This window comes from Micromonospora sp. NPDC048909, from assembly GCF_040649635.1.
Classification (GTDB): Bacteria; Actinomycetota; Actinomycetes; order Mycobacteriales; family Micromonosporaceae; genus Micromonospora.
The window spans coordinates 23,865-37,818 of the sequence record NZ_JBEZFU010000017.1 but is presented as its reverse complement, the minus strand read 5'-3'; the positions used below and the strand labels follow the sequence as shown (position 1 = coordinate 37,818).

At 72.4% G+C, this 13,954-nt stretch carries 17 protein-coding genes; 10 read left to right on the top strand and 7 right to left on the bottom strand.

The window, feature by feature from the left end; genetic code table 11:
* Positions 1 to 307 precede the first annotated feature (307 nt).
* Together AB0C04_RS30000 and AB0C04_RS29995 are read right to left on the bottom strand one after the other, a co-directional pair.
* Complete coding sequence (locus AB0C04_RS30000) at positions 308 to 706, bottom strand: DUF2267 domain-containing protein (protein WP_357061181.1); 399 nt, start codon at positions 704 to 706, stop codon at positions 308 to 310.
* Between the two features lie 158 nt (positions 707 to 864).
* Positions 865 to 1,263, bottom strand: a complete 399-nt coding sequence (locus AB0C04_RS29995) for an NUDIX domain-containing protein (protein WP_357061179.1) — start codon at positions 1,261 to 1,263, stop codon at positions 865 to 867.
* A 111-nt stretch (positions 1,264 to 1,374) separates the two neighbouring features.
* On the opposite strand from AB0C04_RS29995, the gene AB0C04_RS29990 reads away from it, so the two are divergent.
* Complete coding sequence (locus AB0C04_RS29990) at positions 1,375 to 1,767, top strand: hypothetical protein (RefSeq protein WP_357061177.1); 393 nt, start codon at positions 1,375 to 1,377, stop codon at positions 1,765 to 1,767.
* A gap of 235 nt (positions 1,768 to 2,002) precedes the next feature.
* Here AB0C04_RS29990 and AB0C04_RS29985 read toward each other — a convergent pair whose 3' ends face one another.
* The 3 genes from AB0C04_RS29985 to AB0C04_RS29975 are packed head-to-tail and all read right to left on the bottom strand — an operon-like array spanning position 2,003 to position 5,267.
* A complete protein-coding gene (locus tag AB0C04_RS29985; RefSeq protein WP_357061174.1) occupies positions 2,003 to 3,415 on the bottom strand; it encodes a hypothetical protein in 1,413 nt (470 codons plus the stop codon).
* Complete coding sequence (locus AB0C04_RS29980) at positions 3,412 to 4,230, bottom strand: sugar phosphate isomerase/epimerase family protein (RefSeq protein ID WP_357061171.1); 819 nt, start codon at positions 4,228 to 4,230, stop codon at positions 3,412 to 3,414. The genes AB0C04_RS29985 and AB0C04_RS29980 overlap by 4 nt, the downstream gene beginning before the upstream one ends.
* Entirely contained in the window at positions 4,227 to 5,267 is a 1,041-nt protein-coding gene (locus AB0C04_RS29975) for a zinc-binding alcohol dehydrogenase (protein WP_357061168.1), read from the bottom strand. Before AB0C04_RS29975 ends, AB0C04_RS29980 begins: the two co-directional genes overlap by 4 nt.
* A 117-nt stretch (positions 5,268 to 5,384) precedes the next feature.
* Here AB0C04_RS29975 and AB0C04_RS29970 point away from each other — a divergent pair, with 117 nt between their 5' ends.
* From AB0C04_RS29970 to AB0C04_RS29950, 5 genes are all read left to right on the top strand, one after another.
* A complete protein-coding gene (locus tag AB0C04_RS29970; RefSeq protein ID WP_357061166.1) occupies positions 5,385 to 6,779 on the top strand; it encodes an extracellular solute-binding protein in 1,395 nt (464 codons plus the stop codon).
* Complete coding sequence (locus AB0C04_RS29965; RefSeq protein ID WP_357061163.1) at positions 6,776 to 7,735, top strand: sugar ABC transporter permease; 960 nt, start codon at positions 6,776 to 6,778, stop codon at positions 7,733 to 7,735. Before AB0C04_RS29970 ends, AB0C04_RS29965 begins: the two co-directional genes overlap by 4 nt.
* A complete protein-coding gene (locus tag AB0C04_RS29960) occupies positions 7,735 to 8,601 on the top strand; it encodes a carbohydrate ABC transporter permease (RefSeq protein ID WP_350874662.1) in 867 nt (288 codons plus the stop codon). Before AB0C04_RS29965 ends, AB0C04_RS29960 begins: the two co-directional genes overlap by 1 nt.
* A gap of 259 nt (positions 8,602 to 8,860) precedes the next feature.
* Entirely contained in the window at positions 8,861 to 9,475 is a 615-nt protein-coding gene (locus AB0C04_RS29955; protein ID WP_357061160.1) for a methyltransferase domain-containing protein, read from the top strand.
* A gap of 30 nt (positions 9,476 to 9,505) precedes the next feature.
* Positions 9,506 to 10,108 (top strand): class I SAM-dependent methyltransferase, encoded by a 603-nt coding sequence (locus AB0C04_RS29950; protein WP_357061157.1) that lies wholly within the window; start codon positions 9,506 to 9,508, stop codon positions 10,106 to 10,108.
* A 17-nt stretch (positions 10,109 to 10,125) separates the two neighbouring features.
* Here AB0C04_RS29950 and eccB read toward each other — a convergent pair whose 3' ends face one another.
* Entirely contained in the window at positions 10,126 to 11,514 is a 1,389-nt protein-coding gene (gene eccB / locus AB0C04_RS29945) for a type VII secretion protein EccB (RefSeq protein ID WP_357061155.1), read from the bottom strand.
* A 157-nt stretch (positions 11,515 to 11,671) separates the two neighbouring features.
* On the opposite strand from eccB, the gene AB0C04_RS29940 reads away from it, so the two are divergent.
* Positions 11,672 to 12,034 carry a hypothetical protein gene (locus tag AB0C04_RS29940; RefSeq protein ID WP_357061153.1) on the top strand — a complete coding sequence of 121 codons (363 nt, stop codon included), beginning with the start codon at positions 11,672 to 11,674 and terminating at the stop codon, positions 12,032 to 12,034.
* A gap of 84 nt (positions 12,035 to 12,118) precedes the next feature.
* On the opposite strand, the gene AB0C04_RS29935 is transcribed toward AB0C04_RS29940, so the two are convergent.
* Complete coding sequence (locus tag AB0C04_RS29935) at positions 12,119 to 12,343, bottom strand: GntR family transcriptional regulator (protein ID WP_357061150.1); 225 nt, start codon at positions 12,341 to 12,343, stop codon at positions 12,119 to 12,121.
* Between the two features lie 238 nt (positions 12,344 to 12,581).
* Here AB0C04_RS29935 and AB0C04_RS29930 point away from each other — a divergent pair, with 238 nt between their 5' ends.
* The 3 genes from AB0C04_RS29930 (at position 12,582) to AB0C04_RS29920 (ending at position 13,922) form a co-directional block, all read left to right on the top strand.
* Entirely contained in the window at positions 12,582 to 12,785 is a 204-nt protein-coding gene (locus AB0C04_RS29930) for a hypothetical protein (protein ID WP_357061147.1), read from the top strand.
* A 137-nt stretch (positions 12,786 to 12,922) separates the two neighbouring features.
* The gene (locus tag AB0C04_RS29925; RefSeq protein WP_357061144.1) at positions 12,923 to 13,639 is read left to right on the top strand and encodes a spermidine synthase; all 717 of its coding nucleotides are present in this window, start codon (positions 12,923 to 12,925) and stop codon (positions 13,637 to 13,639) included.
* A 115-nt stretch (positions 13,640 to 13,754) separates the two neighbouring features.
* Positions 13,755 to 13,922: a hypothetical protein gene (locus AB0C04_RS29920; protein ID WP_357061261.1), complete on the top strand. Its 168-nt coding sequence runs from the start codon at positions 13,755 to 13,757 to the stop codon at positions 13,920 to 13,922.
* Positions 13,923 to 13,954 lie beyond the last annotated feature (32 nt).

Genomic DNA, 13,954 nt, shown 5'->3' with positions numbered 1-13,954 from the left:
CCACAGAGGACGGACGCGCAACGATGGACAGCCGTGATCATGATCCCCCCCAGGACTACACAATGGAAGCAGCATATGACTCGATGGGTGGGCGCAAAGATCATCAATGAGAGTCCGGCCGAAGAGTCCATCAAGGCTGAGCCGACGGCCGACAGAAAAAGGCCGATCATCCCTCTAGCGGATTGAGGAAACACCGCTTAGACGCGTAGCTGCGGGGAATCCTTCGGCCTCAACGCCATATGACCGGCAAATTTCCGACAACGTGGGGCGATGTCGGACCTTGGACAGGATGGGCGGGCTGCCCGCCTCACCCATCGTACGGTGCGGGAGGCGTGGGCTCGATTCCACCGTCGGCACCGCGCGGCAGCCGAGTCACCATCTGCTGGAACTCGCCCACGGTGACCGTCTCACGCAAGGTGGCGAAGACCGCCGCCGTGCCGGCCCGGGCCGCCACCTCGTCGATCCCGGCCCGCTCCCCCACCCGGCGCAGGAACTCCGCCGGACCGGACGCGGGCTGCGCCGGCCCCGCCCCGGCGCCCAGGTAGCCGTCCAGCTCGTCCGGCAACTGCCCCGCGAGATCGTCCGCTTCGCCCCCGGTGACCCGTTCGGCCATCGTCTGCAGCACGGCACGGGCGACGGTGGCTGCCTGCTCCGGCGCGAGCCCGGACCGCCGGGACACCGCGTCGATGAACCGGGGAAACTGCACGCCGCCCCTCCTTCGTCACCGGCACCGCGCATACCCCCGGCGGGTGGCGGCAAACGACGCCCGGCCGGATGCCGCCGGGCCCAGCGCCCCGGCGGCAAACGACGCCGGGCCACCGGATGCCGCCGGGACCGGCGCCCCCGCGGCCACCCGGGGCGGCGTCAGCGCAGCAGGTCGGCCGCGCGCAGGTGGTCGAAAATGATCTGGTCCACGGCGGAGACGCGGTGCCGGTCGGCGTAGCCCAGCCAGGCCGTCTCGGCAATCTCGGCGGCGGCCGCCAGCTGGCCCCGATATCCGGCGGTGTAGCAGGTCATCCGCACCGTCACGCCCGCGGCGTGCCCGTGCGCCGGCGCACTGAACGTGCCGACGTGCACGGCACTCTCCGCGTCCACCTCGACGCTCAGCTCCTCGGCGATCTCCCGGCGCAGCGTGTCGCGGTCGCTCTCCCCCGGCTCCCGCTTGCCGCCCGGCAGGTACCACACGTCCTTGCCCTGCGAACGGGTGCTCAGGATCCGCCCGTCGGCCAGCAGGATCCAGGCCACCTTGTCGATCTCGGCCATCACGCCCCCCGTTCGGCTGCGGGCGATCACTTTAGACCCCGTGCCGGTTTCCCGACCGCCCGGTCCGGGGCATCCACCTCAAGAGAGCCGACCGGATCGAGAGGAGTCGGCATGGGACGGCTACGCAAGCGCTCCGCTCGGCACGAGCCGCCGCCGCAGGACGTGGCGGAGCGGCTGACCAGCCAGAGCATCTTCCGGGTGAGCAGCAAACACGTTCCGGTGACCGACCGGGAGACTGTCCAACAGTGGTTGCGGGACCTCGACCCGGACCTCGACCAGCAGGTGCATGTGCGCCGGCCGTGGGGCGCCATCGCGGCGGTCACCGACCACCGGCATCCCGTCGGCGTGGTGATGACCGACACCGAGAACCGCAACTGGGCCGCCTACCCGCCGGGCGGCGACGAGCGCGCGGAGCTGACGTCGGAGCAGGTCGAACGGGTGATGCTCAACGCGTTGACCTCCACGCAGCGGCCCGCCTGGCCGGACTGGCGACGACTCGACTAGGCCGGGGGTGTCGATCAGCCGTGTCCACTGTGCGCCACGGCGTCAGGACGACGCGACAGACCACCTGACGCGAGGCCGGAAGTGATCAATGCTCCTTCGCGTACGGCGGTTCGACCTGAAGGAGCCGCCGGGCGGGCGGGAGCACTGGGGGCTACCGCCCGCCCGGTGTCGCCGGCCGGCCCGGGGGGTCAGCCCGGGCCGGCCGGTCCGCGTTCCACGCCGGCCGGTGCGGTCTTCAGCCCGCGCCGGCCGGCTCGCGCGCGTCGGCCAGCAGGTCGAGCAGGAGCGCCGCGGTCCACCCGAACGCGGGCGAGCCGAGCCCGGCGCCGGTGTCCGGGTGGAAGTACTCGTGGCAGCCGGCGGTCGCCACCAGCTCCACCATCGAGCGGCCGAGCCCGGCGGCCAGGGCGTCCCGGCCGTGGGTGAGCAGACCGCGGCGGATCAGCCAGTTGATGTTCATCCAGCTCGGGCCGCGCCAGTAGCGCAGCGGCTCGAAGTCCGGCGCGGTGCGGTCGTAGCTGGGCAGTGGCCGGTCCATCCGGGGCGCCACCCCGAACCGGGCCGAGCGGGCCTCGGCGACGACCGTCTCGATCTGCCGCGCCGGCAGGTCGGGCAGGATCAGCGGCGCCAGCCCGAGCACCGTCCGGGCCGGCACCAGGCGACCGGTCCGCAGGTCACGCGGTTGGAACGTCCCGGCGGCCGGGTCGTAGAGCCGGCGGACCAGCGCCTCGGTGATCCGAGCCGCCCGCTCCCGGTGCGGGCCGGGGTCCGCACCGGCCAGCGGCGCGATCCGGGCCAGCGCGTGCTCGGCGGCGCCCGACGCCGCGTTGAACAACGGGCACTCCACCAGGAACGGATGTCGCCCGGCCAGCCCGCCATCGCGGTAGCCGTCCTCCCGGTAGGACGCGACGATCGCCACGTACCGCGCGTAGTCCAGGTCGGTGGGGCGGTGCGCGGCGTGGGCGTGCGTGGTGTCGTGCCGGCGGTACGCCCGCATCACCGCGACATCGGCCGCGACCGCCGCCATCGGGGTGTCCCAGGCGGGACTGTTGTCCAGCCCGGACTCCCACGGATGCACGATGCAGGCCAGCCCGCCGCCGCCCACGTCCCGCCGGGTGCCGAGATAGTGCTGCTGGGCCACCAACCGGGGATAGAGCCGGCGCAGCGCCGCGCGCGCCGCGTCGGAGGGCGCACGACGGTACGCCAGCCAGGCCGCGAGCGCGTGCACCGGCGGCTGGATGATGCCGGAGGTGGCCGCGGCCGGCGCGCCCTCGGCGCCGGCCGAGCCCCAGAACTCCGGCCCGGGGAAGTACGCGCCGACCGGCAGCCGCGGGTTGAACACGATGTGCGGCACCCGGCCGTCGGTCCACTGGGCGTGGAAGAGGCTCTCCAGCTCCCGCCAGGCGCGCTCCGGCCGGACATGGGCCAGCCCGATGGCGATGAACGCCGAATCCCAGCTCCACTGGTGCGGGTAGAGGGTGCGCGACGGCACCGTGTGGTCGTGTTCCCAGTTGCCGTCCAGGGTGGCCACGGCAAGCCGGTGCAGCCGCTCGGGGCTGCCGCCCGGCCCCTCGGTCGAGCCGGTCACGCCGACGCCGCGCGACGCCACGCTGCTGTGCCTGATGGTCCGCTCGCTGCGCTCGCTCATGCCGCGGCCTGCCGGGGCAGGGCGTGCCGGAGCACGGTGGCGGCCTGCTGCAGGGCCCGGACCGGGTCGCCGCGCAGCCGGCACTCCAGGGCCAACCAGCCCCGATAGTCGATCTCCAGCAGGGTCCGGACCAGGGCCGGCCAGTCGAGGTGGCCGGTGCCCGGCTGGTAGCGGTTGGAGTCGCTGACCTGGACGTGCCCGAGGTACGGCGCGGCCGAGCGCAGCGCGCGGTGCACGTCGTCCTCCTCGATGTTCATGTGGAAGGTGTCGGCGACCACCTTGACCGAGGGCAGCCCCACCGCGGCGCAGAGCGCGACGGCCTCGTCGAGCCGGTTGACCATGTGGTCCTCATACCGGTTCAGTGGTTCCAGGAAGAGGGTGACCCCCTCGGTGCGGGCGTGTTCGCCGAGGGCGCCGAGCGCGTCGACGAGGATCTGCCGGTCGCCGGTCGGGGGGCGGGGCGGCTCGAACGGCGGCAGCCGCCGGGAGAACATGCCCCACGCGGCCGGGGTCATCGCCCCGACCCCGCCCAGCTCGGCGATGACCGAGAGCTGGGAGCGCAGGTTGCGGACCGCGTCGGCGGACCGCGCCGGGTCGAAGTCGCCGATGAAGTGGTCCATCTCGACGCAGACGGTGGGCATCACCACGCCGGCGGCTCGGGCCCGGCGCAGTTCGGGCAGTCGGCGGGCGAACGCCAGGTCGCCGCGGCCGCGCAGCTCGATCGCGTCGAAGCCGAGCGCGGTGGCGAGGGCGTACTTCTGGATCAGGTCGGTGCCGGGCAGCAGTTGCTCCTGGCAGGCGATCGGAATGGTCATCGGAACCTCAGAACCACTTGGAGGACGTCACCGTCACCGCGGTCGAGCAACGCCAGCGCATCGGCCACCGCGCCGGCGTCGACGACGTGACTCACCAGGGGCAACGGGTCCACGGCGCCTTCGGCCACCAGATCCATGAAGGTCTGGGCGACCCGGGCTCCGGTCCACCGGCCGGCCATGCCGGGCGCCGGGGTCGGCCCGGAGACCTGGGCCGCCACCAGCTGGATCCGGTTGTGGTGGAACTCCTCGCCGAGGCCGAGGCCGTCGGCCTGTCCCTGGTAGAAGCCGGCGGCCACGACGCGGCCGGCGTGGGTGGTGGCCCGGATCGCCTCGTGCAGCGCCGGGTACGCCCCGGACAGCTCGAGGCAGACATCGGCGCCCCGGCCACCGGTGGCGCCGCGCAGTACCGCGGCGGCCGACTCGCTGCCCGCGTCGACGGCCGCCCGGGCGCCGTAGCGGGCGGCGTGGGTCAGCCGGCTGGCGACCCGGTCCACGGCCACCACCCGGGCCCCGGAGAGCACCGCCAGTCGGGTGGCGAGCAGCCCGATCACGCCCTGCCCGAAGATCCCGACCCAGTCGCCGAGGTGCAGGTCGCCGGCGAGCACCGCGGTGAGCGCGATGGCGCCGGGGCGGGCAAAGACCGCGGCGAGCGGGTCGAGCCCGGGTGGCAGGGGCTGGATGGCGTCCGCCGGCAGGACCGCCTCGGCGCGGTGGCCCCAGATTCCCCAGACGATCTGCCCGGAATGCCGGTCGGTCACCCCGGGCGCCACCTCGACGACCTCGCCGACCTCCTCGTAGCCGAAGCCGACCAGCGGGTAGGGCACCGGGCTCTGGCGCGGCACGAACATCCGGGCGGCATCGTCCCAGTCCTTGCTGAGCCGCGGGTTGCTGCCTCGGTAGAGGGTGAGCTCGGTGCCGGCGGAGATGCCGGAGTAGCAGGTGCGGACGCGGACCTGGCCCGGACCGAGCGGGTCTGCGGGGCAGGGCTCCAGGCTGATCCGTCGGGGCCCGGCGAGAGAGACAACCCAATTGACCATGAGTCACATCCCGGTAGCGCCGGGTTCCATCGTAGAACAAAAAATCGGCATATGTCTTGTAATTGATCAATCGAAGGGGTTGAATCCCTGATGTACCCTTCGAGAGGAGTGCCGCCGATGTCATTCACTCCGAGGCGGACCCTCGCCGTCGCCCTGATCATGGCACTTGCCGGGTCCACCCTGCTTGCCTGCGGCGACGACGAGCCCGAGAGCGACAGCAAGAAGATCACCGTTTGGAGCCTGGAGGACGTGGCCGACCGGGTCACCGCCACCAAGGCGATCATCGCCGACTTCACCGCGAAGACCGGCGTGCAGGTCGAGCTGGTCACCGTCAACGAGGACCAGTTCCCCGCGCTCATCGCGTCCAGCGCCGCCGCCGGCGAGCTGCCCGACGTGGTCGGCTCGGTCTCGCTGGCCGGCATCCGGACCCTGGCCGGCAACGAGCTGCTGCACCCCGACGCCAACGGCGAGATCGTGGAGCAGCTCGGCCGGCAGACCTTCTCCGCCCGGGCGCTGGAGCTCACCGCCGACGACGGCCGGCAGCTCTCCGTGCCGAGCGACGGGTGGGGCCAGCTGCTCGTCTACCGCAAGGACCTCTTCGACGCGGCGGGCCTGCCCGTCCCCGACACCTACGAGAAGATCGCCGCCGCCGCGGCCCGGCTGAACACCGGCGGGATGGCCGGGATCACCGCGGCGACCGCGCCCGGCGACGTCTTCACCCAGCAGACCTTCGAGCACCTGGCGCTCGCCAACGGCTGCCAGCTCACCGACGACGCGGGCGGGGTGACGCTCGACTCGCCACAGTGCGTCGAGGCGTTCCGGTTCTACGGCGACCTGATGCGCACCTCGTCGGTGCGGGGCGCCCAGGACGTGGACACCACCCGGGCCACCTACTTCGCCGGCAAGGCCGCCATGCTCATCTGGTCGCCGTTCATCCTCGACGAGCTGGCCGGGCTGCGTAACGACGCCAAGCCGACCTGCCCGCAGTGCCAGGCCGACCCGACGTTCCTCGCGAAGAACAGCGGGTTCGTCACCGCGATCAAGGGCCCGAACGGCACCCAGCCGGCCCAGTACGGCGAGATCAGCTCGTGGGCGGTGCTCGACGGCGCCGCGGCCGAGTCGGCGAAGACCTTCGTGGCGTACATGCTCGACGACGGCTACCCGCGCTGGTTCGGCATGTCACCCGAGGGACGCTTCCCGGTCCGCAAGGGCACCACCGGCGATCCGGAGAAGTTCCACACCGCCTGGAACACCAGCCAGGCCGGGGTCGACGCGAAGAAGCCGCTCGCCGACGTCTACGGCGAACCGGTCCTCGACACCCTGCGGACCAGCCCGGACACCTTCCAACGCTGGGGGCTGACCCAGGGGCAGGGCAAGCTCGTCGGCGCCATCCTCGGCGAGCTGCCGGTGCCCAAGGCGCTCGCCGACGTCGTGGCCGGCAAGTCCGACGCCGCGGCGGCCGCCGGTCGGGCGAAGAAGGACGTGGAGGCGATCAAGGCCGGCGTCAATTGACCACCACCGCACCGGGCCCCGGCCGCTCCCCCACCCGGGAGCGGCCGGGCCCGGACCGCCGCCGCCGACCGCTGACCCTGCGCCGGCGCGAGTCCCGGGCCGGGCTCGCGCTGGTCGCGCCGACCCTGCTCGTCGTGCTCGCGGTGATCGGCATCCCGATCGTCTGGACCGTGGTGCTGGCCTTCCAGCGGGTCCGGCTGGCCACGCTGCGCCGCACCGGACTCTTCGGCGAGTTCACCCTGGACAACATCGACCGGGTGCTGCACACCCCCGGCTTCGCCGACTCGCTCTGGACCACGCTGGTCTACAGCGTCGGCAGCACCTTCGGGTCGATCGTGCTCGGCCTGGTCGCGGCGCTGGTCGTACGCCGCCCGTTCCGGGGCCGCACGCTGGTGCGCGCCTCGATGCTGCTGCCCTACGTGGCGCCGGTGGTCGCGATGACCTTCGTCTGGCAGGTGATGCTCGACCCGCAGCTCGGCATCGTCAACCACTGGGGCCAGCGGCTGCTCGGTTGGGACGCCCCGGTGCCGTTCCTCTCCCAGGACTCCACCGCACTCTGGACGGTGATCGCCTTCGAGTCGTGGCGATACTTCCCGTTCGCGTTCCTGTTCCTGCTCGCCCGGCTCCAGGCGGTGCCCGCTGAGCTGGAGGAGGCCGCCCGGGTCGACGGCGCCACCCCCACCCAGCAGTTCCGGCACATCCTGCTGCCCCAGCTGATGCCGGTGATCGCCCTGCTCGGGGTGCTGCGGTTCATCATGACGTTCAACAAGTTCGACGACGTCTACCTGCTCACCGGGGGTGCCGCCGGCACCGAGGTGGTCAGCGTCCGGGTCTACGAGTTCCTCACCGCGCGTACCGACATCGGCGCGGCCGCGGCGCAGGCGGTCGTGCTGGCCGTGGTCCTCATCGTGTTCGTCGTGATCTACCTGCGCTTCTTCGGACGGAGGGTGGACTGATGGACCGCGACCAGGTCGAGACGGTGAGCCTGCGCTGGTTGCGGCGGCTGGTGATCGCCGCGTTCCTGCTGGTCACCGTCTTCCCCTTCTACTACATGCTGGTGCTCTCGGTGCGCCCGATCGAGCGGCTGCTGCTCGACCCGGGCGCGCTGGTGGTCGGCCTCGGCGAGCTGACCGTGGCCACCTACGCCGAGGTGCTGAAGTCCACCGACAACGGCGGCCAGGGTTTCCTAACGTTCATCCGCAACAGCGGGCTGGTAGCCGTCGCGGCCACCCTGCTCACCCTGGTGGTGTCGATTCCCGGCGCGTACGCGGTGTCCCGACTGCGCTTCTTCGGCCGGCGCCAGGTGCACTTCCTCTTCCTGGCGGTATACCTCTTCCCGTCGATCGTGATCGCGATCCCGCTCTTCGTGGTCTTCACCCGGGCCGGGCTGCGCGGCTCGTTGATCGGGCTGGTGCTGGTCTACATCTCGCAGACGCTGCCGGTCTCGGTCTACATGCTGAAGAACTACTTCGAGACCATCCCGGTCAGCCTGGAGGAGTCCGCCGCGATCGACGGCGCCGGCCGGCTCGGCATCATCCGACGGATCAGCCTGCCCCTCGCCGCCCCGTCGATCATGGCGGTCGCCCTCTACGACTTCATGATCGCCTGGAACGAGTTCCTCTTCGCCCTGCTCTTCCTGGTCGACAAGCCGAACCGGTGGACGGTGTCGCTGGGGCTGGCGCAACTCGCCGACGGGGTGGAGGTGCCCAAGACGGTGCTGATGGCCGGCTCGGTGATCCTCACCCTGCCCATCGTGATCCTCTTCTTCGCCAGTGAGCGGCTGCTCACCGAGGGCCTGACCACCGGCGCGGAGAAGGGCTGACCGGCGCGGCGGCGGCCCGGGTGGGGCCGCCGCCGCGCCGGAGCACCACCGCGCGCAGCCGACCGGTGACCAGCGGTGCCTGAAACCGGCGCGATTCCTGTCGAGCCGGTCAGATTCGCCCCGCGCAGGTCGCCCAGGCCGTACCATCGGGGCCAGCCACTTTGCAGCGATAACGGGGGACATAGCCGGTCGGCCGTTCGGGTACGACCGGTCTACACGTGCATAACCCTCCGTACACCAGCAGGCAAAGGAGCCGGCAATGCGTCGGGCAGGCCAGGACGATCCCACCCAGACCGAGGGCGAGGATTACACCCGCCGGTTGCAGCGGCTCGGCGGCGCACGCTGGAAGCAACTACTGGACGTGCAGACGCCCTACCGGTGGAACCTGCGCCGGCTGCATCTCGGCCGGACGTTGGACGTGGGCTCCGGGCTCGGCCGCAACCTCGCCAACCTCGACGGCAACGGGGTAGGGGTGGATCACAACCCGACCTCGGTTGAGCACAGCCGGGCCGCCGGGTTCGAGGCGTACACCATCGAGGAGTTCTTCCGCTCCGAGCACGCCCGACCGGACGCGTTCGACTCGCTGCTCGCCGCGCACCTGCTCGAACACCTGCCGGCCGACGAGGCCGTCAAGGTGGTCGAGTCGTACCTGCCCTTCGTCAAGTCCGGCGGCACGGTGGTGTTGATCACCCCGCAGGAGCGCGGCTATCGCAGCGATGCCTCGCACGTCCGGTTCGTGGGGTTCGCCGAGGCGGCCGAGGCCTGCCACGAGCTCGGTCTGGCCGTCGCGCGGCAGTACTCGTTCCCGTTCCCGCGCGCGTTCGGCAAGCTCTTCACCTACAACGAGTTCGTGACGGTGGCCCGACTGCCCTGACCGCCCGGCCGCCCTGGCTACGGTTGGGGCATGGGCAACCCGACCCGCTGGGCCACCGACACCGGCCCGGCGCACTCGCAGTGGTACATCGACCGGTTCCGGCGACTCGCGGCCGAGGGGGTGGACCTGGCCGGTGAGGCGCGCCTGGTGGACAGCCTGGTGCCCCCGGGCTCACGGATCCTCGACGCCGGCGCGGGCACCGGTCGGGTGGGTGCCGCGCTGGCGGCCCGGGGACACACGGTCGTCGGCGTGGACGCCGACCCGGCGTTGGTCGAGGCGGCCCGCGCCGATCATCCCGGTCCGCGCTGGCTGGTCGGTGACCTGGCCGAGCTGGACCTGTCGGCGCACGGCGAGGCGGAGCCGTTCGACGCGGCCGTGCTGGCCGGCAACGTGCTGGCCTTCGTCGCGGCCGGCACCGAGCCGGAGGTGCTGCGACGGATCGCCGCCCACCTGCGCCCAGACGGGGTGCTGGCGGTCGGCTTCGGCACCGACCGCGGCTACCCGCTGACCGCGTTCGACGCCGACGCGGTCGCCGCCGGGCTGCGTCTGGAGCACCGCTTCGCGACCTGGGACCTGCGCCCCTGGCGGGACGACGCGGACTTCGCCGTCAGCGTGCTGCGCCGCCCGGCATAGCCAGCGGCGGGCCGCGCTCAGCCGGGCGCGGCGACCGCCCGCGCCGCCGCAGGGTCGAGGGTCGCGCCGGCGGGCACCAGGCTGACCAGACCGGCCGGCAACCGGGCCGGTCGTACGTCGCGGTAGCCGATCATGCCGAGCACTCCCCGGTCGGCCAGCACGTACCGGCGGCCGAGGTCGGTGACGACCGAGACCGCGCCGCCGGACGCCCCGGGCGCCGCGACCGCCTCGACGACCGCGCCGCGACCCGGCTCCACCACGACGTGGTCGGCCCGCGGCCCACCGGGCGTCCCGGCGGCGGTGCGCGGCGCGGCGGCCAGGTCCGGCAGGGGTACGCCGAGGTGGACCTCGGCCACCCCGGCGTCGTCGCCCACCCGGGCGCAGAGCCCGCCCGCCTCGACGGTGGCCAGCTTCGGCGGCGCCGCCGGCGGGGCGGTCGGACCGGTCGGGGTCAGGTCGGGCACGGCGGGCAGCGCGGCGAACCGGCCGAGCGTCATCGCCTCCGGCTCCCCCTGACCGGTGCGGGCCAGCAGCAGCCCGGCCTGCAACTCGGTGATGCCGGCCAGCCCCTCCCGGACCACGACCGCGTACTGCCGACCGCCGCCGGAGTTGCGCACCAGGTAGACGTCGCCGACCCGCGCGCCGGGCACCCGCTCGGAGCCGCGGCCCAGGCCGGGCAGCGTGGGCGGCACCAGGTCGGCGCCGGCCGGCAGCGCGTTGAGCAGCGCCGGAGCCACCGGCACGGCCCGGGCGCGGGTGGTGGCCAGCGCGGCCAGCACCCGGGTGGGGTCGCGGATGAGGTAACGGCGCTGGTGCCAGACCAGGTGCAGCCCGCCGTGGGGGTCGCGCAGCAGCAGCGCCTCCTCGCCGAGCGGTCGACCGCGGCCGGCGTCGGCGCCGATCAGCAGCGCTGAACGTGGGCCGGATCGGTCGGCGTCGCTCGGCGGCACCGAGCAGACCGTCCACGGCGCGGTCGACAGTCGGGCCGGGGCGGGCAGCGAATCCGGCGCGTCGGCGATGCCCAGCGGCAACCCGCGTGGCACGCCCTCGATCGACCGGCGGGAGACCAGCACCGTACGCGACTGCTCGGCGCCGACGATCAGCAACGCCGAGGCGTAGTTGAGCACCGGATGCAGCTTCTGCTCCCGGTAGACGTACCGGGCGCCGGACTCCTTCTCCACGATCACCGCGCCGGCGTCGCGCCAGCTGCTGCCGCCACCGGTGAAGAGCCCGTAGAGCGCGAAGCCGCCGAGCCCGATCGCCGCCACCAGGACGCTGGCCAGAGTGGCACCGGCCAGCCGCCGGAACGGCGACTGCACCGGGTCCGTCTCCCGCATGACCAGCGCGGCGACCGCCCGCTGGACGGTGAACTGGTACGAGTGCAGCTGGTCCTGCCGCGACGGCATGGGATCCCTTCCGGTGGGTCGTCCGGCGCACAGGATAAGCGTTCCGTCGATCCCTCGTGGACCCTCCGTGGTGGCCTTCCGACCCGGTCGCGGACGTGGTCTCGACGATCCGGTGCCGGGACAGGGACCGCCTCGGGCGCACCGGTACGGTCGCCTGATGGATTCCGTAGCCGGCGGCCGGCCGTGGCAGCGACCCGACCGGAGCGACCCGGTGCTGCCCGGGCCGGGCCAGGGCCTCGCGACGCTGGCGCTGCTCTGCGCGCTGCTCGCGCCGGCCAGCTGGTTGGCCGTGGCCTGCGCTTTCGCGTTGGCCGTCGATGGTCAGGACGCGACCGGGGGCACGCTCCGCGTCGTGGATCTCCTCGGGCTCGCCGTCACGACGCCGGTCGCGCTGCTGGTCACCGGCGCGCTGCTCGTACTCCTTCGGCGCGAGTCGGGGCTGCGCCGCCCGGTCGGCACGGTGGCGGTGGTGGCGTCGGTCCTGATGGCACCGGCGCTGGCGCTCGCCTGGCCGGGCTGACCCCGCCCCCGGTCACCGGCTGCCGGACGAGGATGGCCGGCACCGAGCGAACGGGCGTCCCACCGGCAGGTTCGAGTGGTCCGGCTACTCGGGCTCGGCGACGAATACGCCTTGCCCCTGCTGGCCGTAGACGAGGTTCCGCTCGTGCAGCTCCTTGACCGCCCGATACGCCGTTGACCTCGCGACGTTGTAGAGCTCGCCGATCTCGGACACGGATGGCAACTGATGACCGGGCGCGTACTCGCCAGAGGTGATCTTCTGCTCGATGTCGTCCGCGACGCGACGGTAGTGCGGTGGTCTCGTTGGCATGATCGGCTCTCCTGGACTTCAGCGGAGATCATGTTTCCAGCCACGACCTGATCGAGACAAGCCGACAACACAGCGGAGTGAAGACAGAGAGAACTTGACTACGGTGAGACAGTGGATACAGTGAGACAGTGGTCGAGGGCTCCTGGACTTCAGCACCCGAGGTGTTCACGATCACCGGAAGGCTTGGCTCAGCCCCTACGTGCGGAGCCAGTCGCGATCGCGCGGGAAGGTGCCGACAATGCCGATCGATGAACCGGTCTCGAAGGCCACCCAATTGTTCATCGCCAAGCGGGTGCTCAATGCTCACTGGACTCGGGCACTCGACCGGCCATGGCGGGTAGGTGGGTGCCTGGAATGCCGAGGTCACCAGAACTGTGCACAGCTTGATTGGGCCCTGGCACTGATGGCGGACGTCGCCTCGGTGATGTTCCAGAAGCCGTGATCGGCGAGTGTTCAGAACCAACGGTGGCATTCGACTCCTGTTGGCCTCCCCCGGGCCGGGCGCGTGGCCGTGTCCGGCGCGGCGGTCGTCGCTCGGTAGCATTCCGGGACGGATCCGGCGGAAAAGAGGGCACCGACGTGGGCGCGCGCTTCGAGGAACTGGCCTGGCGGGAGACCCCGATCGGCGCCATCAGCCTGCGCCGGCGGCGGGATCCCGCCCTTCAGGTCGAGGTGTACGAGGTGAAACTCGACGACGAGTTCCTGATGTCCAGCCTCTTCCCGGTCGCGGAGATCGAGCTGGCCCGACTGGGTCTGGCCCCGTTGCCCGGCGGCGACCTGGGCGTGGTGGTCGGCGGGCTCGGCCTCGGCTACACCGCGCGCACCGCCCTCGCCGACGACCGGGTGGGCTCGCTGCTGGTGGTGGAGGCGATCGAGGACGTCATCGACTGGCACCAGCGGGGTCTGCTGCCGTTCGCGGCCGGGCTGGCCGGCGATTCGCGGACCCGTTTCGTCCACGCCGACTTCTTCGCCGCCGCCGCCGGCGACGGATTCGACCCGGATCGGCCCGGCCGCCGCTTCCACGCCGTGCTGCTCGACGTGGATCACTCGCCGCGCAACCTGCTGAATCCCGGGCACGCCGCCTTCTACACCCCGGACGGGCTGCGCCGGCTCGCCGAGCACCTGCACCCCGGCGGGGTCTTCGCGCTCTGGTCGGACGACCCGCCGGACCCGGACTTCGAGCGGAGCCTCGCCGCGGTGTTCGCCACCTCCCAGGCGCACGTCGTGCCGTTCCCGAACCCACTGACCGGCGGCGAATCGGCCAACACCGTGTACGTCGCGCAGCGCGCCCATTGAGCCGGCAGGCTGGGACGTCCGCCCAGCTCAGGCATGCTGTGAGCCGTACCGGGAAGGCGGCCGGGAAGCCGCCCGTCGCGCGGGCGGCCGGCACGGGAGGTGGAAGATGCGGGCCATGCTCTGGGTCGTCGGCGTGATCGCCGGCGCGCTCATCCTGCTCGGGCTACTCCTCGAAGCGGTCCGCTGGTTGGTGATCATCGGGGCGGTCGCCCTGGTCGTGGTGGTAGTGCTGGGTGTGGTCAAGGCCTGGCAGTTGATGCACCACTCCGCCGGGCGCCGCTGAGTCGCCGCCGGCAAATCCCCTCCGGCGGCAGC